The organism is Serratia sp. CY47280 (genome assembly GCF_052168655.1).
In the GTDB taxonomy this organism is placed as follows: domain Bacteria; phylum Pseudomonadota; class Gammaproteobacteria; order Enterobacterales; family Enterobacteriaceae; genus Serratia; species Serratia bockelmannii.
The window spans coordinates 74,798-96,934 of the sequence record NZ_JBJNMG010000006.1; the positions used below are offsets into that span (position 1 = coordinate 74,798).

The window sequence follows — 22,137 nt, forward strand, 5'->3', positions numbered from 1 at the left end:
CCGATAGCGGCTACAGCAGCGGCTCCATCTCCAGCAGGATCTGTTCGCACCATTGCTGCAGGCGCTCTTCGCTCAGATCGTATTGGTTGACCTCATCGAGCGCCAGGCCGACGAAGTGTTTGCCGTCGGCGCTCAGCGGTTTGGGGCTGGTGAACTCGAAGCCCTCAGTTGGCCAGAAGCCGATGAACTGCACGCCCAGTGGCGCGATGTGATCGTGCAACATGCCCAGCGCGTCAAGGAACCACTCACCGTAACCGAGCTGATCGCCCATGCCGTACATGGCGACGATCTTGCCTTTCAGATCCAGCTCTGGCAACTGCGGCCAGATCGCTTCCCAGTCTTCCTGCAGTTCGCCGAAATCCCAGGTCGGGATGCCGAGGATCAGAATGGAATAGTCCTCCATCAGCTTGGGCGAGACGTCTTTCAGGTTGTGCAGGTCGACCAGGTCTTCACCCAGAATCTCACGGATTTTTTCTGCCGCCATCTCGGTGTAGCAGGTGCTGGAGCCGTAAAACAGACCAATCTTCATGTGTAAACCGTTACGTTGCTGTTTAGAGAATTGCAGCGAGTATACCTGATTTGCGTCGGCTTAAGGCATAATGGCGCGGGTGGAAATGCAACAAAGAGAGGACCGCGTGCAACAGCAAGACAATGCGCTGATTGAACAATTCCTGGATGCGCTGTGGCTTGAGCGCAATCTGGCGGAAAATACGCTGGCCTCCTACCGGCTGGATTTGCAGGCCCTGGGCGCCTGGCTTGGCCAGCAAAATACCACCTTGCTGCAGGCGCAGGCGTTGGATTTGCAGGCGTTTCTCGCCGAGCGGGTGGACGGCGGCTACAAGGCCACCAGCTCCGCGCGTTTGTTGAGCGCCATGAGGCGCCTGTTTCAATATCTGTACCGCGAGAAGCTGCGCGCCGACGATCCCACCGCGCAGCTGGCGTCTCCCAAGTTGCCGCAGCGTTTGCCGAAGGATCTGAGCGAGGCGCAGGTCGATGCGCTGTTGCAGGCGCCCTGCGTCGATCAACCGCTGGAGCTGCGCGACAAGGCGATGCTCGAAGTGTTGTACGCCACCGGGCTGCGGGTTTCCGAGCTGGTGGGGTTGAGCATCAGCGACGTCAGCCTGCGCCAGGGCGTGGTGCGGGTGATCGGCAAGGGCAACAAGGAGCGGCTGGTGCCGCTGGGCGAAGAGGCGGTCTACTGGATCGAAAATTACCTGGAGCACGGCCGCCCATGGCTGGTCAATGGCCAGACGCTGGATGTGCTGTTCCCCAGCACCCGCTGCCAGCAAATGACCCGACAGACGTTCTGGCATCGCATCAAACACTATGCCATCCTTGCGGGCATCGACAGCGAGCGTCTGTCGCCGCACGTGTTGCGGCACGCGTTCGCCACCCATTTGCTGAACCATGGGGCCGATCTCCGTGTCGTACAGATGTTGTTAGGGCACAGCGATCTCTCGACCACGCAAATTTATACACATGTAGCGACCGAACGACTGAAACAGCTACATCAACAGCATCACCCGCGCGCCTGAGCGGCGGGTTCGAAAGGATTGGAACAATGAAAAAAGGTTTAATGCTGCTCTCTCTGCTGGTGGCTTCGGTGGCCGGCGCCGCCCATGCCGATGACGCGGCGATCAAAAAAGCGCTCGCCAGCCTGGGTATCCAGCAGGCGGACGTGCAGCCTTCACCGGTCAACGGCCTGAAAACCGTGCTGACCGACAGCGGCGTGCTATACGCCTCCGAAGACGGCAAGCACATCCTGCAGGGCCCGCTGTTTGACGTCAGCGGCAAAGAGCCGGTCAACGTGACCAACCAACTGCTGGGCACCAAGATGGACGCGCTGAAAGATCAGATGATCGTTTACAAAGCGCCGAAAGAGAAACACGTGATCACCGTGTTCACCGATATCACCTGCGGTTACTGCCACAAACTGCATCAGCAGATGAAAGAGTACAACGATCTGGGCATTACCGTGCGTTACCTGGCATTCCCGCGCCAGGGGTTGGCTTCCCAGGCTGAAAAAGACATGCAGTCGATCTGGTGCACCGCCGACAAGGCCAAGGCGTTCGACGCCGCCATGAAGGGCGATGCCGTTTCTCCGGCGACCTGCAAAACCGACATCAGCAAGCATTACGAGCTGGGCGTGCAGTTCGGCATTCAGGGCACGCCGGCCATCATCCTGGAAAACGGCATGATGATCCCGGGCTATCAGGGGCCGAAAGAGATGGCCGCCATGCTGGATGCGCACCAGGCCGCCACCAAAGCCGGTGGTTAATCGCCGGTGAGTATCAAAACGCAACTACGCCGCCGCCCGGCGGCGGACGACACGCATCTGCCCGCCAGTTTGCCGCCGCTGCTGCGTCGGCTTTACGCCCTGCGCGGCGTGCAGGCTGAGCAAGAGCTGGAACGCGGCGTCAAGGGCATGCTGCCCTGGCAACAGCTGGACGGCATCGACGACGCCGTCGGCCTGCTGCAACAGGCGCTGGCCGACGGCCGCCGCATCATGGTGGTGGGCGATTTCGACGCCGACGGCGCCACCAGCACCGCGCTGACGGTGCTGGCGCTGCGCAGCATGGGCGGCGCAGCCGTCGATTATCTGGTGCCTAACCGTTTCGAAGACGGTTATGGCCTGAGCCCCGAAGTGGTGGAGCAGGCGGCGGCGCGCGGCGCAGAACTCATTGTCACCGTCGATAACGGCATCTCCTCCCACGCCGGCGTCGACGTGGCGCACGCCAAGGGTATGCAGGTGCTAGTGACCGATCATCACCTGCCGGGCGAGACCCTGCCGGCGGCCGAAGCGATCGTTAACCCCAACCTGCGCGGCTGCGCCTTCCCGTCCAAATCGCTGGCGGGGGTTGGTGTCGCGTTCTACCTGATGCTGGCGCTGCGCGCCCGCCTGCGGGACAGCGGCTGGTTCGAGCAGCGCGCGCTGGCGATGCCCAATCTGGCGGAGCTGCTGGACCTGGTGGCGCTCGGCACCGTGGCCGACGTGGTGCCGCTGGATGCCAACAACCGTATTCTGGTGTATCAGGGGTTAAACCGCATCCGCGCCGGCAAATGCCGACCGGGCATCCGCGCGCTGCTTGAAGTGGCTAATCGCGATGCCCGCCAACTGGCGGCCAACGATCTCGGTTTCGCTCTCGGTCCGCGCCTCAATGCCGCCGGCCGGCTGGACGACATGTCTATCGGCGTGGCGCTGCTGCTGAGCGACGACATTGCGCAGGCGCGTATGCTGGCCAACGATCTCGATGCGCTGAACCAGACGCGACGCGAGATAGAGCAAGGCATGCAGGTGGAAGCCCTGCAGCTGTGCGATCAGCTGGAGCGCACCAGCACCGAGCTGCCTTACGGGCTGGCGATGTATCACCCGGAATGGCACCAGGGCGTGGTGGGCATCCTCGCTTCGCGCATCAAAGAGCGTTTCCACCGCCCGGTGATCGCGTTCGCACCGGCGGGCGACGGCATACTGAAAGGCTCCGGCCGTTCGGTGCCCGGCCTGCACATGCGCGATGCGCTGGAGCGGCTGGATATGCTGAACCCCGGGCTGATGATGAAGTTCGGCGGCCACGCGATGGCGGCCGGATTGTCGCTGGAAGAGGCCAAATTCGACGAGTTCCGCCAGCGTTTCGGCGAGTTGGTGGGTGAATGGCTCGATCCGGCGATGTTGGAAGGGGTGATCTGGTCCGACGGCGAACTGGCGATGCAGGAGCTGTCGCTGACAACGGCGGAGCTGCTGCGCGAGGGCGGCCCGTGGGGCCAGGCGTTCCCGGAACCGACCTTCGACGGCAAGTTCCGCATCCTGCAGCAGCGGCTGGTGGGCGAGAAACACCTGAAGCTGATGGTGGAGCCGCTCGGCGGCGGCCCGTTGCTCGACGGCATCGCGTTCAACGTGGACACCACGCTGTGGCCTGACAGCAGCGTGCGCGAGGTGGAACTGGCCTACAAGCTCGACGTCAACGAGTTTCGCGGCAACCGCAACGTGCAGCTGCTGATCCAGCATCTTTGGCCGCGCTGAGGCGAAATTGACGTTCGTGCATCGGTAAGTGACTGGTGCACGAACGCTCATCAGTTTCGTGGTGAGATGATCAGGCTAGCGACCCCTTTCTGTTCGATAATTTCCAGCATTCTGAGCGCGGCTCCCTGGGGTTTTACCGCGTTACGTTCCCATTTTTGTACGCTGGTGGTCGACATGTTGACCACGGCCGCTAAATCGGCCTGGCTCAGGCCGAGCCGTCTGCGCAGCATTTTGATGCGTGCGCCGTCCATTTGATCATGCTGCTCACGCTGGGCATGTTGTTCCTGCGCCTGTACTCGTGTGGCGATGTTGCGTACGGTATCGTCTGACACCGCACCGATCTCATTAAAACGCTGTGCCATTTTTTGCAGTCTGAGCAGGCGATTATCAGTCATCGCATTTCACCTCTCGCAAGTAGCCGCTATCGATGGCTCGTTTGATAATTTCCGGCGGCATGGCAAGAAAATCTCTGGCGAGCTCGCGATAGGTTGCCAATTCATCATCGTTGATTTCTTTTGCACCGTTCTGTTTTACGGTGTTTTTCAGCCATCCATCAATAAAATACTGATGACGACCGCGTTTAAACGCCACGATGGATCGAGCACCACCCCGTTTACCCCGATTGAGCGAAATACGTTTCTTCTAGACGCCGCCGCCCAGATCGCCGTCATGGTTACCGTGTGCGAGTTCGTGAGCCGCGGTGCAAATCTTTTGATCGACGATGCGATTTTTCTTCATAAATTTGTCGAAATCATCCGTGACGAAAATGTCCATTTTGGCACCGCCTGTCCCTGTGAGTCATCATAGCGACTATAGTCTCAATGACCACATTGCTCAATACTTGAACAGCTTAGCGGCGTGAGGGGCACCGGTAATAAAACGCTGGTGAAATTCCTGCTCTTCCTGCCACCCGCTTTGTCGCCCGATCGCCACAAAAACTGACCAACTCGCTATAAACTGCCGCCCGGATCCGTTAGAATTAGCGGTTCCAATGGCATTCCGCCATCGACGACATCAACGTAAAAGAACGAAACCATGTTTGAAATTAACCCGGTAAAAAACCGAATTCAGGACCTGTCCGAGCGGACTGCGGTTCTTAGGGGGTATCTTTGACTATGATGCCAAGAAGGAACGCCTAGAAGAAGTCAACGCCGAGCTGGAGCAGCCGGACGTTTGGAACGAGCCGGAGCGCGCACAGGCGCTCGGCAAAGAGCGCGCCGCGCTGGAAGCCATCGTTGAAACCATCGATCAGCTGGAGCAGGGCGGCGAAGACGTCGGCGGGCTGCTGGAACTGGCGGTGGAAGCCGACGATGAAGAGACCTTCAACGAAGCGGTCGCCGAGCTGGATCAACTGATGAGCAAGCTGGATCAGTTGGAATTCCGCCGCATGTTCTCCGGCGAATACGACAGCGCCGACTGCTACCTGGATATCCAGGCCGGCTCCGGCGGCACCGAAGCGCAAGACTGGGCCAGCATGCTGCTGCGCATGTACCTGCGCTGGGCCGAAGCCAAGGGCTTCAAGACCGAAGTGATCGAAGAATCCGACGGCGACGTCGCGGGCCTGAAATCGGCCACCATCAAGATCATCGGCGACTACGCGTTCGGCTGGTTACGCACTGAAACCGGCGTGCATCGCCTGGTGCGCAAGAGCCCGTTCGATTCCGGCGGCCGTCGCCACACCTCGTTCAGCTCGGTGTTCATCTACCCGGAAGTGGACGACGATATCGATATCGAAATCAACCCGGCGGATCTGCGTATCGACGTGTACCGCGCCTCCGGTGCGGGCGGTCAGCACGTCAACAAGACCGAATCCGCCGTACGTATTACTCACCTGCCAACCAACATCGTGGTGCAGTGCCAGAACGATCGTTCTCAGCATAAGAACAAGGATCAAGCGTTTAAACAGCTGCGAGCCAAGCTGTACGAGTTTGAGATGCAAAAGAAAAATGCTGATAAGCAGACGATGGAAGACAACAAGTCCGACATCGGCTGGGGCAGCCAAATCCGTTCTTACGTGCTGGATGACTCCCGCATCAAGGATTTGCGCACCAACGTCGAAACGCGTAACACGCAGGCCGTACTGGATGGCGACCTGGATAAATTCATTGAGGCAAGTTTGAAAGCCGGGTTATGAGGAATAGAAATGTCTGAACAACAAGTACAGGGCGCCGATCAGGCGCTGGATCTCAATAACGAACTGCAGTCCCGCCGCGAGAAGCTGGCCGGCCTGCGTGAGAACGGCATTGCGTTCCCGAATGACTTCCGTCGCGATTCCACCTCCGACAAACTGCACGCCGCGTACGGTGATAAAGACAACGAAGAGCTGGAAGCGCTGGGCGTAGAAGTGACCGTCGCCGGCCGTATGATGACCCGCCGCATTATGGGCAAGGCATCCTTCGTTACGCTGCAGGACGTGGGCGGCCGCATTCAGCTGTACGTCGCGCGCGACGATCTGGCTGAAGGCGTGTACAACGAGCAGTTCAAGAAGTGGGACCTGGGCGATATCCTCGGCGCGCGCGGCAAGCTGTTCAAAACCAAGACCGGCGAACTGTCGATCCACTGCACCGAGCTGCGTCTGCTGACCAAAGCGCTGCGCCCGCTGCCGGACAAATTCCACGGCCTGGCAGATCAGGAAACCCGTTACCGCCAGCGTTACCTGGACCTGATCGCCAACGAAGAATCGCGCAACACCTTCAAAGTGCGCTCGCAGGTGATGTCGGCTATCCGCAACTTCATGGTGGAACGCGGCTTCATGGAAGTCGAAACCCCGATGATGCAGGTGATCCCGGGCGGCGCATCCGCGCGTCCGTTCATCACGCACCACAATGCGCTGGATATCGACATGTACCTGCGCATCGCGCCGGAACTGTATCTGAAGCGTCTGGTGGTCGGTGGCTTCGAACGCGTGTTCGAAATCAACCGCAACTTCCGTAACGAAGGCGTTTCTCCGCGTCACAACCCAGAGTTCACCATGATGGAACTCTACATGGCTTACGCGGATTACAAAGACCTGATCGAGCTGACCGAGACCCTGTTCCGCACCCTGACCGAGAAAGTGCTGGGCACCTCTCAGGTGCAGTACGGCGACGAAGTGTTCGACTTCGGCAAGCCGTTCGAGAAGCTGACCATGACCGAGGCGATCAAGAAATACCGTCCGGAAACCGATCTGGCTGACCTGGCCGACATGGGTAAAGCGGTGGCCATCGCCGAATCCATCGGCATCAAGGTTGAGAAGAGCTGGGGTCTGGGCCGCGTCGTGACCGAGATCTTCGAAGAAGTGGCGGAAAGCCATCTGATTCAGCCAACCTTCATCACCGAGTACCCGGCTGAAGTGTCGCCGTTGGCGCGCCGTAACGACGTGAACCCGGAAATCACCGACCGCTTCGAGTTCTTCATCGGCGGCCGTGAAATCGGCAATGGCTTCTCCGAGCTGAACGACGCCGAAGACCAGGCACAGCGTTTCGCCGATCAGGTGAACGCCAAAGACGCCGGCGACGACGAAGCGATGTTCTACGACGAAGACTACGTCACCGCGCTGGAGCACGGCCTGCCGCCGACCGCCGGTCTGGGCATCGGTATCGACCGTATGGTGATGCTGTTCACCAACAGCCACACCATCCGCGACGTGATTCTGTTCCCGGCGATGCGCCCGCAGAAATAATCGCGTTTAGCGTGAAACAACCGGTGCGGGCAACTGCGCCGGTTTTTTTTCGTCTACGGGACTTAACCGCTTAAAACATCGACAGTTACGCGCCATCTCCGCTTGCCCGCCGCCGATAACCGGTTATAATGCCTGTCGCACACCGATGCGGGTGTAGTTCAATGGTAGAACGGCAGCTTCCCAAGCTGCATACGAGGGTTCGATTCCCTTCACCCGCTCCAAAACCTCCGTAAACATCACCCCATTGAGCTATAACCGTTTTCAGAAAAGCTGATTCTCAACGATTGCATCACCGTTTGGTGTGGGTTGACGTGTGAGACGATCAAGCCGCTGGCCTGGCATCTTACCGCGATAACACAACGCGCCATCCAGTCCTGATGCGGGTGTGAGCCACCGTTGCTGCCCACACCGCGTTATTGCCGCTTAACTCCACTTCTGTTTGGCCCCGGAGGGCAGGCGGTTATCCGTTTCTTCGCAGGAGCGATCGCATTCTTTCGGCAGCAGGAAGGTGATACTTCCCGCCAGCAGCAGCGATGCCGCCAGCGCGCAAACCGCGACGTTCTGTCCGTACACATAAATCATGACGCCTACCAGATAGGGGCCGCAGAACCCACCGAGGTTGCCCAGCCCGTTGATCACCCCGCGTGCGCTGCCCGCCACTTCTGCCGTCGCAATGCGTCCGGGAATTGACCAGAAGGGGCTGGTCGCCGCTTTAAGGAAGAAGCCGCACACCACCAACGCGATATAGGCGGCCACCACGTGCTCATGCAGGATCACCGAGGCTATCAGCGCCGCCGCAAAACAGTACAGGGAGATCCTGACCCACAAACGGCGTTTACCGCTGCGATCGCTGAACATCGAAATCACATAAATCCCCGCCAGAGTGGCAACAAACGGCAGGATCGCCAATACTCCAACATTGGCCATGCTGCCACCGGTCAGGTTTTTCAAGATGGTGGGCAGCCACAACGTATATCCATAGTCTCCGGTCTGGTAAAAGAAATTCAGCACGACCAGGCGCATTAATCCCTTGTTGCGAAACACCGCTTTTAACGGTGCTTTTGCCGCCGGCACCATCCCTTCTCGCGCTTTGCGCTCCCGGGCCAGCTCGGTTAATAAATAGTCGCGTTCCTTCGCCGGCAGCCAACGCGCCTCTTCCGGGCGGTCACTGATCACCAGCCACCAAATGGCCAGCACCACGACCGACAACAAGCCTTCGATAATGAACAGCCAGCGCCAGTCGAGAGTGGCAATAATCGCGCCGGAAACTGGGGCGGTCAGCATCCCCCCTAGTGGGGCAAACATCATGACAAAGGCATTGGCCCGGCCCAGTTCTTTTTCCGGGAACCAATTGCTGACCATGGTCAGCACGACGGGCAACATTCCTCCTTCGGAGATCCCGAGAATAAAACGCAGCACGAGCAGCTGATACTGATGGGTGACAAAGCCGGTGGCGATAGAGACAATCGCCCAGGCCACGAGCGACCAGGCGATAAAACGTTTCCCGCTACCGTAAACCGCAAGTCGTCCGCCAGGGATTTGCAGAAATAAATAACCAATAAAAAATATCCCACTGGCCACGCCAGCCATTTGGCTGGTAATACCTAAATCCTGTTCCATGCCGCCCGGCAGAGCAAAGCTGATATTAACGCGATCCATAAATGAAATAATGCAGGTGACAAGGATCGGCGCGATAACCCGCAGCCAGCGAGTTCCTGGTATTTTATCGGTCATAGTAATGCCTCGATGATATCCGCCACGATAAGCGGATATTTTGTTAGGCTGAATAAAAATGATGGTGCGCCATTCAGGCGATCATTTTTATTGAATTAAGCCAGGAATATCCTGATGGGAAAAATAACCTGCGAGATTATCCAAAACGGATTGGCTCATTCCCTGGCGGGTTTCTACGGTAGCGCTGGCCACGTGGGGCTGAAGCAAAACATTCTCGAGCGCAAAGAACGCTGTCGGGACATGGGGCTCGTTTTCAAACACATCCAGAGCGGCCCCGGCGATAACATGATTTTGTAACGCCTTTATCAGCGCCGCCTCATCGACCAGGCTGCCGCGGGCGATATTGATAAGCCAGGCACGATCGGGCATGGCGTTAAATACGCTGGCATCAATAATCCCGCGGTTTTCCGCACTGCCAGATGCCGCGATCACCAGGAAATCACTCTGCGCTGCGAGCGTGTGCAGATCGGCGCACCACGGGTAATCCAGGTCGTCTTTGCGCCGGCGGTCAGTATACAGTATGGTCATATCGAAGCCTTTCGCCCGGCGGGCGATGGCTTGGCCAATATTCCCCATGCCAAAAATACCGATGCGCTTACCGCTCACTTTGGTCGCCAGCGGTGGCGGCGTCGTTTCCCAGCGGCCTTCGCGTACAAAACGGTCTCCTTGGCAGAGGCGGCGGCTGGCGGACAGCATTAGCCCCATCGCCAGATCGGCCACATCATCGGTCAGCACGCCGGCGGTGATCCCGACGCTGATATGGCGTTCCCGGGTGTAGTTGAGGTCGATAGCGTCAGTTCCCACGCCAAAAACAGCAATCATGCCCGCCTGCGGCAGCTGCTCCAGCGTCTCCCGGGTTACCCCCACGTCACCACGGGTGACCACCGCCTGAACGTCTGCGCCATGGCGAGCCAGGAAGGCTGGAATATCTGATTGTTCATAGAGACGGAATACCCGGTAACTGGCGTCCAACGCGGCCTGTAAAGCATCCATCACCGGCGCGATAAGTAAAATGGTAGGTTGAGTGTCAGTGTGCATCGTTGCGATCCTGTCTGAAAACAATAGGGGATATCCTGTATCAGACGTTTTTTTACCGCTTATTATTGCGATCTACATCACGCCAAAGAGTGTTAAAAAAGCATGTTACTGCTGGCGTGATCTCGTGTGCAATTTCGTGGCTTCTGTCGATTATTATCGGGGGCGATAGCCCGTTATGCCCGTAGGCGGAGAGTGTGAAATCGGTCGATTCTGGTGAAAAGGGTGAATAGCCAGTGATTTTCTGCCGTGGATCACAGGATAAGTAACGCTGTTTCGTAACACTTAATTAAGTGACTTTTGTCACAGTTTTAAACGGCTAAAAACCGTGAGATAGGCCATGACTTATTTCACCATACCGAATGGCCTTTCAGGTGGAGTTTACTCACAGTGGTGATAGGTTGTAAATATTAGAAACAAAGCGGTTTGCTTTGTTGTTTATTCATAGTGGCGCCCGTAGAACGATCTAATAGTGATTCTGCCGTAATTACGCCGAGATTGCGTGTTGCCATAACACTATCCAACCATTGTTTTTGTCGGTGAAATACCGAGCCGATTTTGACCAGAGAAAATATTATGATTATTGATGCTTTAACCACTGCCGTAAATAATAGGTTCTATCCGGCGGCCATCCGTAAAATGCTGGCCAGTATTATTGAAAATGAGCCGTACAATTTACCTGTCGGGCACTATCAGGTGCAGGGTAAACAGATGTTCTTTAACGTCGTTGAAGGGGAAACCAAACTATTGGCCGACCAGAAGCCAGAGTTTCATCGCCAGTATCTGGATATCCATCTTGTCCTGGAAGGGAAAGAAGTGATTGGCGCCGGGGTTCTGGGGCTACCTCTGCCCCTGAGTGAGCCGTTTAACGAGGCGCACGATCTTGGGTTTAGCCCGGCGATCCCCGGTGAGACTCTCATCCACCTGCAACCCGGTGAACTGGCTGTTATCTTCCCGGGTGAGTTGCACCGCCCGATGAGTACCTGCACGGCACCGGCAGCTCTGCGTAAAATTGTGGCGAAAATCGACTGCGCCCTGCTGACGTAGCAAGACGTTCAGCGGCGGCTGGTATCGTGACTTCAGGCTGCCCGGCGGAAAGCCTCGCTCATCCGCTGTCTGCAGCGATTCCGAAGAATACGCCTTTCCCGTCAAAGCCATAGCCCCTAATTTTTAAAGATTGAGTTGGGTTGAATAAATTTACGGCAGAGATTACGCCGTATTATTTACAGGGATATTTTCTTCAGGTTCACATTACATCCTTAAAGGCCGTGAGTTTACCTCTGTAGTCGATGTAGCCAATCTCATAACGCCTTGATCTTTTAATGCGGTTCCTCCCCATTGGCACAATTTTTTATTTTGGTTTGCCTGCGTTCTGATAGATATTAAAAAAACTATATAAAAATAAATTATTTCGGAGCTAACAATGTCGTTGCAAATCGTGCTTACCCGCAGGGAGGCGCTGGGAAAAATGGTGGGCGTCATCGTCGCCGCCAGCCTGTTGCCTTATTCAAATATAACCTATGCCGAACGGGCACAAATTGCCGCCTCGCCCGTTGAATACGCGCAATTTTTGCAAATTTCGAGAAAAATTACCGAGTTTGACGATTTGGACGTCACCCTCTCCGCCCGCTATTTTTCCGCACTGCGCGAACATTTTCCGCAGTTGAACTCGCAACTCAACGCCCTGTTCACCCTGAGCCAGCAAGCTACCGATGCGGAAACCTTGAACCGACATGCGATTGAACAGGGGCAGAGGGAGCTTATTCAGGCCATCGTGACCGCGTGGTATACCGGAACCGTAGATCCTTCAAGCGCCGAGCAGGGTCAGTTGATTACCTATAAAGAGGCACTGATGTATCGCACGGTTCAGGATGCCCTGATCGTGCCGACCTGGTGCAATTTTGGCCCGCTGTGGTGGACCGGCCTGCCGCCGGGCGTTACCCGCCAACCTTCCATTCCCGCAACAGATTTGCCTGCCGTAGCCGATAAAAAATATGAGGACCGCGTGTGAAAAGCCCAATAATTAATGCTTCCGGCGATGCAGAGGCCGATGTCGTCATTGTCGGTTCCGGTATTGTGGGCGGTCTGATGGCGGATGCTTTGGTGAGCCAGGGCTACTCGGTGCTGGTACTTGAGGCAGGCCCGCGGATTGAGCGCGCACAGGCTGTGGAAAACTGGCGCAATATGCCACTGCACAATCGTGCGGGGTCGGATTTTCAGGGGCTTTACCCGCAATCGGAGTACGCCACCGCGCCGCTCTATTTCCCGGAGAACGACTATATCAAACTGACCGGCCCCAATGGCTCTGGCTTTAAACAGGGCTATTTGCGTGTGGTGGGGGGAACCACCTGGCACTGGGCCGCTTCTTGCTGGCGCAACCATCCCAATGATTTTCGCATGAAATCTCTCTATGGCGTGGGGAGAGACTGGCCTATTTCTTACGAAGATATCGAACCGTGGTACGCGAAAGCCGAAGAGGAAATAGGCGTTGCCGGCCCGAATAATCCGGAGTGGCAGTCCCCTGCGGAACGCAGCGGGCCTTACCCGATGGACATGGTGCCCTGGGCCTACGGCGACAGACGCATTGCTGAGATTGTTAATCCTCACGGTTTTAAATCGGTGCCCATTCCGCAAGGCCGCAGCACCCGGCCCTGGAATGGACGGCCCACCTGCTGCGGCAATAACAATTGCCAGCCGATTTGCCCGATCGGGGCGATGTACAACGGTATTCACCACGTTGAACGGGCCGAACACAAGGGGGCGAAGGTGATCCCTGAAGCGGTGGTGTACAAAATTGACACCGACGACAATAACCGCGTCACCGCCGTTCACTGGTATGACACGGCGCACAACTCCCATCGGGCGATCGGTAAAACGTTCGTTCTGGCCTGCAATGGGATTGAGAACCCGCGCTTGCTGCTGCTGGCGGCCAACGAAAAGAACCCGAACGGCATCGCGAACAGCTCGGATCAGGTGGGACGCAACATGATGGATCACTCGGGCCTGCACTGCTCCTTCCTGGCGCGAGAGGCCCTGTGGGTTGGCCGCGGCCCGGCGCAGAGCAGCTGCATGGTGGGGTATCGTGACGGCGCGTTCCGCAGCGACCACTCCGCCAACAAGATCATCATCAACAACATCAACCGGGTGATCCCCTCCGCCCTTGAAGTCCTGAAAACGGGCAAGGTCGGCAAGGCGCTGCAGGATGAAGTGCGCGATCGCGCCAGCCGCTCGGTGGATCTCTCCATCAGCCTGGAACCGCTGCCGGACCCGAACAACCGTCTGACCCTGAGCCCCACTCGCAAAGACAAGCATGGCCTGGCCTGCCCGGACATCCACTACGACGTCGGCGATTACGTGCGCAAAGGGCTGGAAGTGGTCAAAACCCAGCTACGGCAGATTGGCGACTTGTTCGATGCGCAAGAGTTTGTGATTAACGACAAGCTGAATGCCAACAACCACATTATGGGCGGCACGATCATGGGCAGCGACCCCACGAACTCGGTGGTGAACGGTAATTGCCGCGCTCACGATCACGACAACCTTTGGATCCCGGGTGGAGGCGCCATGGTTTCAGCCAGCGTTGTCAACACCACGTTGACGATGGCGGCGCTTGGACTCAAGGCGGCCAATGACGTACTTCGAGCCCTGGAGAGCAAATGAATAAAATCACCCACGCGCTGGCAGCGACGCTGCTGCTGGGAAGCGGTTTTGCGGCGCATGCCCAGGACGGCGATCTGATCGCTAAAGGGCAAGCGCTAGCTATCGCCTCGGACTGCATGGCCTGCCATACGAATACGCAGCAGCAGGGTAAACCTTTTGCCGGGGGGTACGGCATCGCTTCCCCCATGGGCACTATCTACGCCACCAATATTACTCCATCGGTAAAATACGGTATCGGCGGCTATTCCGAAGCGGCGTTTGCCGACGTGCTGCGCGCCGGGATCCGGAAAGATGGGGCGTATCTCTATCCGGCCATGCCCTACACCGCCTACACCCGTCTGAGTGATGACGAGATCCACGCTCTGTATACCTATTTCATGCATGGCGTTGCCCCGGTCGATGAGCCGGCCAAGCACCAAACCGATCTGCCGTTTCCGTTCAACATCCGCCTCTCCATGGCGGTGTGGAACAGGCTTTATTTGGACAATCGGCGCTTCACCCCGGATCTGACGAAAGGTGAGGCGTGGAACGAAGGGGCCGCGCTGGTGCAGGGCCCGGCTCACTGCGGAACCTGTCATACGCCGCGTAATGTGCTGATGGCGGAAGACAATTCGCGCTTCCTGATGGGGGCATCGTTGGGCTCTTGGTACGCGCCGAATATCACCGCAGATCGCCAAGAAGGGATCGGTGGCTGGAGCGAGCAGGAGTTAGTGGCCTACCTGAAAACCGGTCGGGCGGAAGGGCGCGCGCAAGCGGCGGGGCCAATGGCTGAAGCCGTTGAGCACAGCTTCCAATACCTGACCGACCGGCAGCTGCAGGCGATAGCGACTTACCTGAAGACCGTGCCGTCACAGGGCGATGAGCGCCAGGGCAATAGCTTTAGTCAAGCGCATTACAACGTTGAGCACCATCTCCGCGGCATCAATTCGCCCAACGCCAACCACACGCTCAATAGCGGCGAGGCGCTCTACAGCGGCTACTGCGCCAGTTGCCATCAGCCGGATGGCAGCGGCAGTTTGAACCAGGCCTACCCTTCGCTGTTCAACAACTCCACCACGGCCGCGAGCAATCCGTCAAACCTGATTGCCGTCATTTTGCAGGGGGTTGATCGCCGGGTTGACGGTAAGCACGTCCTGATGCCGAGCTTTGGCGCCGGTTCCTATGTCGGAGAGCTGACGGATAAGCAGGTTGCCGATATCGCTAACTTCGTGCTGCAGAAATACGGCAACAGCACGCTGAGCGTGACTGAGGCCGACGTGAGTGAGGTGCGCGCCGGGGGCCCGAAACCGCTGTTGGCGCGCGCACAGCCGATGATTCTGCCTGGCATGGCCGTCGCGGCGGTCGTCATTATTCTGCTGGTCCTATTCTGGCTCCGCCGCCGCAAGGCACGTTAAGGGGGCGTTCGGTCAGGTGGGTGGCGCCATCTGGCCGAATCTCTGGCCGGGATAACGAGAGATGGTCTTCTGGCGAAGCGGGCAGTGATGGCCAATGATAAAGTCACTGGCAGGGGCAAGCTATATTGTCTCCCCCATTGACAGGCGGAAGTGGAGATCGACACGTTCAATGGTCGGCAGCCCTTTAATTTTTTTTATTATGATTTCTGTCGCCACTTTCCCCATCTCATACCGTGGCGTCAGTACGCTGGCTAACCGAGGAGTAATGATCTGCCCGATCTCAAGACCGTGAAATCCGGCAATGGCCATTTGCGCTGGCACGCTGATACCGTTTGCCAGACATTCCTGTAACACGCCCACGGCCAGATCGTCGTTGGTACAGAGAATACCGTCCATATCCGGATACATCTGGCTCGCAAGCGTCATCATCCCTGTTCCAATCGAAATGGAAGAGATCTTATTGGGGGAGATACGACCGGTAGGTAAATCATGGTTAGCCATTGCCTGACAGTATCCCGTATAACGCTGTTCATCGCGGATATCAGACATTGAACCAAAATAGATAATGCGTTTTTTACCGCTGGCCAGCAGCATGGTGGTCATATCGTAGCCGGCTTTCACATTATCAAAACCCACGTTAATTCGATCTGTATTGCCTGACAGCCCCATGATTTCAGCAACGGGTATTTTTGCCGTCTTCAGGAATTTTTCCGCCCGCAAACTATGGACCGACTCGGTCAGCAGCAGCCCTTTTATCTTAAAAGCCAGGATCGCGGCAATTTGCTCCTCTTCGCGTTTGCTGTTGTAGTCATAATTGACGACCAGCGTCTGATAACCCTGTATAGACGTCACGGATTCAATGCCGGCGAGGACATCAGCAAATATCAGATTGTTAAAAGAAGGAACCAGAACGCCGATGAGGGGAGGGCTATTGGAATAGAGGGCGGGATTGTCGGGATCGGCCTGATAGCCGACTTCCTCGATAACGGCGGCAATGCGCGCAGCTGTTTCCGGTTTAACCCTGTCCGGCGTGCGCAGATAGCGACTGACCGTCATTTTGGTTACACCCGCCAGTACAGCAATGTCATTTAACGTAATTCGCTGCGACTTCACCATTCATACTCATCTGACCCAGACCGTGTTTGTCATTATGCCCACTGCTGAGTCAAAAGAGAATGCGTGCAATGCGCTACCTCCGGCGTATCCGGTGACAACCGCACGATGCGCCGATCCCAGCTTCTTTTGCCGTTCCAGCATGAGTATGTTCATTATCCCCGCATTTCGTAACGGAGTGAAAGAAAGGCACGCATCAGCGTGCCGTGGACTCTCATGGAAGAAAAGGCGGGCAGTTTGATTCCTTTTCGTCCGCTCAACCCGCTCAATAAGGTGAGCGGGCGATGTGGCCGGGTTAACTGAGAATATCTTCGGCGATCACGTTGAACAGCGTATCGATCTCGCCTTGAGTGTTGTAGTGCATCATGCCGATGCGCAGCACGCCGCCGTCCTGCAACCCCAGCTGTTGCACCAAGCCCAACGCATAGAAATGCCCGCTGCCGGCGCAGATGTTGTGCTGCCCGAGGCGGCGGGCGATTGCGTCAGGCGTATGGCCGCTGAAGGTCAGGGCGAAGGTCGGTGTGCGGCGCGCGCTGTCCGCCTGGGGATTGCCATAAAGCCGCACCCCGTCGAGCTGCTGCAGCCGTTGCAGGAAGTGGCGGCACAGCGCCTCTTCATGCTGGTGGTAGGCGGCGAAGCTCTCCTGCAAACGCTGCCTTAACGGCGCGCCGGGCGAGCCCCACTGCGCCAGATACTCGATAGCGGCCGCGACGCCGGCCAGCGCTTCGAAGCTCTGAGTACCGGTCTCGAAACGGCCGGGGCCGACGTCGGTGGCCGGCTCGACTTTGTACGGACGCAGGCGCTGCAGCCACTGCGGCGCGATGTAGGCCATGCCGACGTGCGGGCCAAAGAACTTGTAGGCGGAGCACACCAGGAAATCACAGCCCAGCGCCTGTACGTCGATCAGGTTATGCGGGGCGTAATGAACGGCGTCGACATACACCTGCGCACCGACCTGATGCGCGGCTTCGACGATGGTTTTGATATCGACAATGCTGCCGGTGACGTTGGAGGCGTAGCTGACCGCCACCAGGCGGGTGTTGGCATTGATGCGCTCACACACTTTCGCGGCATCCAATGCGCAGTCGGCGCTCTCGAGCGGTATCTGATGCACCACGGCCCCTCTGTCGGCAGCGGCCTGCTGCCAGCTGGAGACGTTGGCGTAGTGATCCAGCGCGGTGACGATGACCTCATCGCCGGCCTGCCAGTCGCGGCTGATGATGCGGCTGAGATGAAAAGTCAGCGTGGTCATGTTCATGCCGAAGACGATGGTGTCGGCCGACGGGGCATTTAACAAGGCGCGCACCGATTCCCGCGCCTGGCCCATCACCTCGCCGGTGACTCGGCTGGAGAAGTAGTGGCCGCCCAGGTTGGCGTTGTATGCCCCCAGGTAATCCGTCATTTTTTCCAGCACGCCCCGTGAAACCTGCGCACCGCCGGGGCCGTCGAAAAAGATCGCCGGTTTGCCGTCGATTAGCTGGGACAGGGCGCTGAACTGGCGGCGGGCGAGCTCGGGAGTAAAGGTCATGCTTTCTCTCCCCGCGCGGTGAGGACGAAGAGGTCCAAATGGCCTTCTTCTGTTGGGCTCACGGCGTTGATCGGCGTGGCGTTGTGCCACAGTTTGCTGTCCGCCAGCAGCACGGCTTCGCCGTCCGCCAGCGCTTTTTTAAAGAAGGGATCGTGGTGACTGTCGTCATACAGCATGATTTCACCGCCGACGATGTTGTGCCGGTGAATGGCGATCATCGCGATGTGGTCGAAACCGTCCTGGTGAATGCCTTCCGGCGCCACCTGGGTGTCTTTCTCGATGGCGACCACGCGCATCTGGTGGATCTCTATCTCGGCGCCTTCCGGCAGTTCGTTGCTTTCTGCAAACAGGTTGCACATCTCTGCCATGCCGGCGCTCTGCAACACGGCGCTGTCGATAGGTTCGAAGCGGCGCACCACGTTGCCCTGAAAGTGGTTGATCTGATCCGACTGCATGAAAGTGCGCGGCCCCACTTCGGCGACGTTGGGGTTGAGGTATTTGACGACCGAGTAACGGCGCAGGCGATATTTTCCGTCGGCGTGTTGCGTGTGGGGCAAGGAGGAGAACGATGGCATCAGCTGTTGGGTGGCTTGCGGGCTTAGTACAGTCATACTTATTACGTTTTCGTGTTTCTGTAACATAATCACCTCTAATAATAATAATTTCTGATGTTGTAGGGGGTAATTCGATTGAATTGTAGACGACTCTATAACCAACGCAATTTGGCGGTGGCGAGGTGTGACGGCGGTCGTAAAGTGGGGTGAACGGTAGAGAGGGGCGGTTGCATCAACGCGTTTTTCGGTGGTAATGAGAGGCAAACGTCATTTTTACAAGAGCATCCCAATCAAGCCTGGTTTACACCTGGCTAAGGAGTGGAGGCATGATAGAACACTACCTGTCAGATGAGGGGGTAGGGATAAGAGGACATATTATCGAATGCTGTGCACAATACTATCATATCTATTGGCGATTTTCCGTCAGGGCAGAGGTCTGCTTTATTATATTGAATGTTTTAACTTTAGTGAAAAGGAGCGGTGGTCAAAGATATTCTATCCAAGATTTTTATGCATAGGTAAACCATTGTTAAGAACAAAATATCAGACGATCGTTGATTTCTTAGATTTAAATTTCAAACTAAAAGTCTATAACTAGAAAAGTGGAGGAAAAAAAGTACTGAGCTATTTTTATAAATAAGTGTCTGTGTTGTGAGCTTAGAATATGAATAATCTATTAGCTTCATTATCATTAGCGTGGATGCTTTCTGGCTGTACTAGTCCTTATCCGATCCCGGTAGAAACACCTCGGCCCGCACCGTGGCCGGTCGAGGCAGAAAAAAAACCTAAGATTGATAACATTAAAAAAATCGCTTTGGTTTATCGGAATTTATGGCGAGAAAAATACATAAGTCTTTATCAGCAAACTTATGGATATAATGAAGTGGGTTTTTTTGGTACTCTCGTTGCTGTGATTTCGGCCGCAAGTGGTTCAGTGACCACTGCGATGTACAGTGGCGGCATTGCAGCTGGCGCTAATATCTTTCCCGGTCATTATAATTATGCAACGCAAATCTATAATTACAAGACGGCTGCGGCATCGGCTAATTGCATGTATGAAGCCGTTAACCTTTTAGATCAGGATATTGCGTTAATTATTAATGCTAACAAGGCATACTATACTGATATTGGAAATTATCTCTACCAGAATCTGGAGGATTTGGCCTATGAATTGGAGATCAGGCAGGCGGGTGTTGAATTAATCACGCCTAATCTTGATGCGTTGGCGGAAGCCATTAAAAAAGAACAACAAAATAAAGAAAGATTGCTGAGTGTCACAATGAGTCAAGGGAGTAAATTTTACAGTAAAGAAGACAAAGAGTTGGTGGTCGCATCTGTTAAATCGAAGATAAAACTCTGCCGAATTAATATGGCCGACAAGCCGTCATAATGTATCACGTATATCTTTTTGCTTGTCGGTAATATATATCGGTTGGTGCCATCCTTTCACCGAGGGTAACATTATGTCAAATATCATCTCCCACCCATGGAAAAATAACCGGACTTCCCCAGATGAGCCGGTCATGCCAGATCCTGTAGTTATGATTAAAGATGATGGCCATATTTTAATTATTGCCGATGCGGATACGGATGCCGATGGCAGTCCTGATGCCGAGGAAATCGATCCGACAGGGCAAAAGGAAACCAGCTTAAGAAGAGGGAATGGTTGGCGAGGTGAGGGAGATTATGTTAATGCACGTATTATTCCATATTTTGTTATTCCAGGTAATTGGAAGAAGATCACCGGGGTCGCTGTGAATATGGGAGATATGGCTAAAATAAATTATAAAAATAATCATATCTATGCAATCTGTGCAGACGTCGGTGGAAAAGATTCTATCGGAGAGGCCTCCATTGCCGCAGTCGAAGCGCTTGGCGTTAACCCATGGAGTAAAAATAAGAAAAAAATAATCAGGGGGATCGGATATGGCGTGACCTATGAGGTCATTGCAGGTTCTGCAAGCTTGGGGGCAACGGTGAGTTTTGAAACGATCCAGGCATATGGTAGAGAGTTATTCAAGGAAAACTTGCCTTTTAGTTTGCCGATGAAAATCGAAGATATCTCCGGTGTTATGTTAGGTAGTAATGGAAAGGGAACTCCGACGGTAGTTATCTCGTCGAAATCGGGAGAAAGTCATGTTAAAGAATATAGTGATACTCAGGAGCTCGCTCTGATACTGCAACTACTGCCCAAAACAAAGGTCACGATAGATGCACCGTTTGTTGTGCAACTGGCTGATGCCATGGTGTGGAATGATCAATTTCCCAGTAATGCTGAACGGTTTGTCGGGATGTTTAAAGAAGATTACCGTTCAATCAGGGAAGCAGTAGAAGACTGGTTTGTGCCGGAATACAGCCCTACCGCGACAAGTAATGCCTGTGTTGCACACCAGGTCAGTTGCCTTAAACTTTGTGACCTACCTTATCCGCAACTTGGCAGCATGCAGTCTATCAATGTTGATTATTTCGTTGAATGGGCTCTGGAGCAGGGATGGCAGAAGATAACCCACCGTGCGAGTTTGGCGCCGGGAGATATTTGTGTCTCTGGGCCGATTGGCCACCTCAAGGAATTTGACCATGTTTATTGCTTTGTCTCGTTTTCTGCCGAGCAGGTCGGCTATGCGGCTATTTTTGATAATCAATATTTTGGTATCCACCTACGTTCTCTCGATGGTATAGGTTCAACGATTGGGGAATGGCGTTACGCAATAAGAATGCCCTAGGGTATTTTTATTGGCGTGTTATTCAAAGCCGCCGCTCAAGGGAGTGGCGGCTACCGAGTTAGCTTTTTCTAAACAGACTCGCCGCCTGGAACAGCGCAAAGGAACTGACCAGCATCTCGATGCCGACGATCGCCGTCACCAGCGTGACCGACGCCGCCGGGCCTGAACCGATCAGCATCCAGGCGATGATCAAATCGAGCACGCCGATAACGAACTGCAGCCAGTTGCCCGGCAATCCGCGGCGCATATAGCCAGCCGCCAGGCGGGCGATGCCGCCGAGCGCGAACAGCACGGCGAGGTACACTGCCAGCGCCAGAATGCCCGCCAGCGGGCTGGTGATGAACACATAGCCGATAATCAGGTAGGCCACACCCAGCAGAATGCCGCCGATCATCGGCCAAGTATTCTGCGCTCGGTTGGCGATCATGGCGATAATCAGCCCGGCGCCGCTCAACAGCAGCAGGACGCCGACCACGATGCTCAGCGCCGCGCCGGAGGCGAAAGGATTAACCAGGCACACTATACCGCCCGCCAGCAGCAGGAAGGCGATGATCAGCAGGGTGGTGCGTTGCTTTTTGAGCAGTTCTTCGCTCAGGAGGGGCAGATTATTGCGATCAAGGTTTAGCATGTTACAGCTCCATTCTCTTTGTTGCGATCCTCGGGGGCACTCTATTTTTCCGAGCGCTCTATTATAGTAGTCACTTTTTAATCACTGCG

19 protein-coding genes, 1 tRNA gene and 1 pseudogene are annotated in these 22,137 nt (G+C 55.8%); 12 read left to right on the forward strand and 9 right to left on the reverse strand.

The window, feature by feature from the left end:
• Positions 1-10: 10 nt before the first annotated feature.
• Positions 11-529, reverse strand: coding sequence for a flavodoxin FldB (gene fldB, locus ACJ8J4_RS20165; protein WP_025304119.1), 519 nt, complete (start codon positions 527-529; stop codon positions 11-13).
• 85 nt (positions 530-614) lie between these two features.
• On the opposite strand from fldB, the gene xerD reads away from it, so the two are divergent.
• Genes xerD through recJ form a run of 3 tightly spaced genes read left to right on the forward strand, consistent with a single transcriptional unit; the run spans position 615 to position 4,018 of the window.
• Positions 615-1,535 carry a site-specific tyrosine recombinase XerD gene (xerD, locus tag ACJ8J4_RS20170; RefSeq protein ID WP_154747450.1) on the forward strand — a complete coding sequence of 307 codons (921 nt, stop codon included), beginning with the start codon at positions 615-617 and terminating at the stop codon, positions 1,533-1,535.
• Positions 1,536-1,561: 26 nt separating this feature from the next.
• On the forward strand, positions 1,562-2,278 hold the full coding sequence (dsbC, locus tag ACJ8J4_RS20175; protein WP_025304118.1) for a bifunctional protein-disulfide isomerase/oxidoreductase DsbC: 717 nt from the start codon (positions 1,562-1,564) through the stop codon (positions 2,276-2,278).
• Positions 2,279-2,284: 6 nt separating this feature from the next.
• Positions 2,285-4,018, forward strand: a complete 1,734-nt coding sequence (recJ, locus tag ACJ8J4_RS20180; protein WP_016929971.1) for a single-stranded-DNA-specific exonuclease RecJ — start codon at positions 2,285-2,287, stop codon at positions 4,016-4,018.
• A 50-nt stretch (positions 4,019-4,068) separates the two neighbouring features.
• Here recJ and ACJ8J4_RS20185 read toward each other — a convergent pair whose 3' ends face one another.
• Positions 4,069-4,413: a helix-turn-helix domain-containing protein gene (locus ACJ8J4_RS20185; protein WP_025304117.1), complete on the reverse strand. Its 345-nt coding sequence runs from the start codon at positions 4,411-4,413 to the stop codon at positions 4,069-4,071.
• Positions 4,406-4,792, reverse strand: a pseudogene (locus tag ACJ8J4_RS20190) (type II toxin-antitoxin system RelE/ParE family toxin). Before ACJ8J4_RS20190 ends, ACJ8J4_RS20185 begins: the two are co-directional and overlap by 8 nt.
• 261 nt (positions 4,793-5,053) lie before the next feature.
• On the opposite strand from ACJ8J4_RS20190, the gene prfB reads away from it, so the two are divergent.
• From prfB to ACJ8J4_RS20205, 3 genes are all read left to right on the forward strand, one after another.
• A protein-coding gene (gene prfB / locus ACJ8J4_RS20195) for a peptide chain release factor 2 (RefSeq protein WP_096242572.1) occupies positions 5,054-6,152 on the forward strand; the annotation gives its coding sequence in 2 pieces (ribosomal slippage) (positions 5,054-5,128 and positions 5,130-6,152; 1,098 coding nt in all).
• A 9-nt stretch (positions 6,153-6,161) separates the two neighbouring features.
• Positions 6,162-7,679, forward strand: coding sequence for a lysine--tRNA ligase (gene lysS, locus ACJ8J4_RS20200; RefSeq protein WP_004931697.1), 1,518 nt, complete (start codon positions 6,162-6,164; stop codon positions 7,677-7,679).
• Between the two features lie 147 nt (positions 7,680-7,826).
• Positions 7,827-7,900: transfer RNA gene (locus ACJ8J4_RS20205), tRNA-Gly, on the forward strand.
• Between the two features lie 202 nt (positions 7,901-8,102).
• Here ACJ8J4_RS20205 and ACJ8J4_RS20210 read toward each other — a convergent pair.
• Both ACJ8J4_RS20210 and ACJ8J4_RS20215 read right to left on the reverse strand, forming a co-directional pair.
• Entirely contained in the window at positions 8,103-9,413 is a 1,311-nt protein-coding gene (locus ACJ8J4_RS20210; RefSeq protein WP_060448423.1) for an MFS transporter, read from the reverse strand.
• Between the two features lie 87 nt (positions 9,414-9,500).
• Positions 9,501-10,451, reverse strand: a complete 951-nt coding sequence (locus tag ACJ8J4_RS20215) for a 2-hydroxyacid dehydrogenase (RefSeq protein WP_049206133.1) — start codon at positions 10,449-10,451, stop codon at positions 9,501-9,503.
• A 573-nt stretch (positions 10,452-11,024) separates the two neighbouring features.
• Between ACJ8J4_RS20215 and ACJ8J4_RS20220 the strand changes: the two genes are divergently transcribed.
• The 4 genes from ACJ8J4_RS20220 to ACJ8J4_RS20235 all read left to right on the forward strand — a co-directional run bounded on the left by ACJ8J4_RS20220 (position 11,025) and on the right by ACJ8J4_RS20235 (position 15,502).
• Positions 11,025-11,495 carry a YhcH/YjgK/YiaL family protein gene (locus ACJ8J4_RS20220; RefSeq protein WP_025304114.1) on the forward strand — a complete coding sequence of 157 codons (471 nt, stop codon included), beginning with the start codon at positions 11,025-11,027 and terminating at the stop codon, positions 11,493-11,495.
• A 376-nt stretch (positions 11,496-11,871) separates the two neighbouring features.
• Positions 11,872-12,459, forward strand: coding sequence for a sugar dehydrogenase complex small subunit (locus ACJ8J4_RS20225; RefSeq protein ID WP_049206132.1), 588 nt, complete (start codon positions 11,872-11,874; stop codon positions 12,457-12,459).
• Positions 12,456-14,108, forward strand: coding sequence for a GMC family oxidoreductase (locus ACJ8J4_RS20230; RefSeq protein ID WP_025304112.1), 1,653 nt, complete (start codon positions 12,456-12,458; stop codon positions 14,106-14,108). The genes ACJ8J4_RS20225 and ACJ8J4_RS20230 overlap by 4 nt, the downstream gene beginning before the upstream one ends.
• Positions 14,105-15,502: a c-type cytochrome gene (locus ACJ8J4_RS20235; RefSeq protein WP_060435014.1), complete on the forward strand. Its 1,398-nt coding sequence runs from the start codon at positions 14,105-14,107 to the stop codon at positions 15,500-15,502. Before ACJ8J4_RS20230 ends, ACJ8J4_RS20235 begins: the two co-directional genes overlap by 4 nt.
• 120 nt (positions 15,503-15,622) lie before the next feature.
• Here ACJ8J4_RS20235 and ACJ8J4_RS20240 read toward each other — a convergent pair whose 3' ends face one another.
• The 3 genes from ACJ8J4_RS20240 to ACJ8J4_RS20250 all read right to left on the reverse strand — a co-directional run bounded on the left by ACJ8J4_RS20240 (position 15,623) and on the right by ACJ8J4_RS20250 (position 18,754).
• Positions 15,623-16,615, reverse strand: coding sequence for a LacI family DNA-binding transcriptional regulator (locus ACJ8J4_RS20240; protein WP_025304110.1), 993 nt, complete (start codon positions 16,613-16,615; stop codon positions 15,623-15,625).
• Positions 16,616-16,910: 295 nt separating this feature from the next.
• Positions 16,911-18,143 (reverse strand): cysteine desulfurase-like protein, encoded by a 1,233-nt coding sequence (locus ACJ8J4_RS20245; protein ID WP_164068556.1) that lies wholly within the window; start codon positions 18,141-18,143, stop codon positions 16,911-16,913.
• Positions 18,140-18,754, reverse strand: a complete 615-nt coding sequence (locus ACJ8J4_RS20250; protein WP_225735536.1) for a 2OG-Fe dioxygenase family protein — start codon at positions 18,752-18,754, stop codon at positions 18,140-18,142. The genes ACJ8J4_RS20245 and ACJ8J4_RS20250 overlap by 4 nt, the downstream gene beginning before the upstream one ends.
• Before the next feature lie 607 nt (positions 18,755-19,361).
• Here ACJ8J4_RS20250 and ACJ8J4_RS20255 point away from each other — a divergent pair.
• Both ACJ8J4_RS20255 and ACJ8J4_RS20260 read left to right on the forward strand, forming a co-directional pair.
• The gene (locus tag ACJ8J4_RS20255; RefSeq protein WP_141998895.1) at positions 19,362-20,087 is read left to right on the forward strand and encodes a hypothetical protein; all 726 of its coding nucleotides are present in this window, start codon (positions 19,362-19,364) and stop codon (positions 20,085-20,087) included.
• A gap of 73 nt (positions 20,088-20,160) precedes the next feature.
• Positions 20,161-21,420, forward strand: a complete 1,260-nt coding sequence (locus ACJ8J4_RS20260) for a glycoside hydrolase family 75 protein (RefSeq protein WP_141998893.1) — start codon at positions 20,161-20,163, stop codon at positions 21,418-21,420.
• Between the two features lie 58 nt (positions 21,421-21,478).
• Here ACJ8J4_RS20260 and ACJ8J4_RS20265 read toward each other — a convergent pair whose 3' ends face one another.
• Positions 21,479-22,048, reverse strand: coding sequence for an HdeD family acid-resistance protein (locus tag ACJ8J4_RS20265; protein WP_164068559.1), 570 nt, complete (start codon positions 22,046-22,048; stop codon positions 21,479-21,481).
• Positions 22,049-22,137 lie beyond the last annotated feature (89 nt).

Excerpts from the sequence above, each read along its gene's own strand:
- lysS (WP_004931697.1), top strand. The coding sequence starts at position 6,162 with ATGTCTGAACAACAAGTACAGGGCGCCGATCAGGCGCTGGATCTCAAT.
- ACJ8J4_RS20220 (WP_025304114.1), top strand. The coding sequence starts at position 11,025 with ATGATTATTGATGCTTTAACCACTGCCGTAAATAATAGGTTCTATCCG.
- ACJ8J4_RS20265 (WP_164068559.1), bottom strand. The coding sequence starts at position 22,048 with ATGCTAAACCTTGATCGCAATAATCTGCCCCTCCTGAGCGAAGAACTG.
- ACJ8J4_RS20215 (WP_049206133.1), bottom strand. The coding sequence starts at position 10,451 with ATGCACACTGACACTCAACCTACCATTTTACTTATCGCGCCGGTGATG.
- dsbC (WP_025304118.1), top strand. The coding sequence starts at position 1,562 with ATGAAAAAAGGTTTAATGCTGCTCTCTCTGCTGGTGGCTTCGGTGGCC.
- ACJ8J4_RS20225 (WP_049206132.1), top strand. The coding sequence starts at position 11,872 with ATGTCGTTGCAAATCGTGCTTACCCGCAGGGAGGCGCTGGGAAAAATG.
- ACJ8J4_RS20250 (WP_225735536.1), bottom strand. The coding sequence starts at position 18,754 with ATGACTGTACTAAGCCCGCAAGCCACCCAACAGCTGATGCCATCGTTC.
- ACJ8J4_RS20235 (WP_060435014.1), top strand. The coding sequence starts at position 14,105 with ATGAATAAAATCACCCACGCGCTGGCAGCGACGCTGCTGCTGGGAAGC.
- ACJ8J4_RS20185 (WP_025304117.1), bottom strand. The coding sequence starts at position 4,413 with ATGACTGATAATCGCCTGCTCAGACTGCAAAAAATGGCACAGCGTTTT.
- ACJ8J4_RS20245 (WP_164068556.1), bottom strand. The coding sequence starts at position 18,143 with ATGACCTTTACTCCCGAGCTCGCCCGCCGCCAGTTCAGCGCCCTGTCC.
- fldB (WP_025304119.1), bottom strand. The coding sequence starts at position 529 with ATGAAGATTGGTCTGTTTTACGGCTCCAGCACCTGCTACACCGAGATG.
- ACJ8J4_RS20260 (WP_141998893.1), top strand. The coding sequence starts at position 20,161 with ATGTCAAATATCATCTCCCACCCATGGAAAAATAACCGGACTTCCCCA.
- ACJ8J4_RS20255 (WP_141998895.1), top strand. The coding sequence starts at position 19,362 with ATGAATAATCTATTAGCTTCATTATCATTAGCGTGGATGCTTTCTGGC.
- xerD (WP_154747450.1), top strand. The coding sequence starts at position 615 with ATGCAACAAAGAGAGGACCGCGTGCAACAGCAAGACAATGCGCTGATT.
- ACJ8J4_RS20210 (WP_060448423.1), bottom strand. The coding sequence starts at position 9,413 with ATGACCGATAAAATACCAGGAACTCGCTGGCTGCGGGTTATCGCGCCG.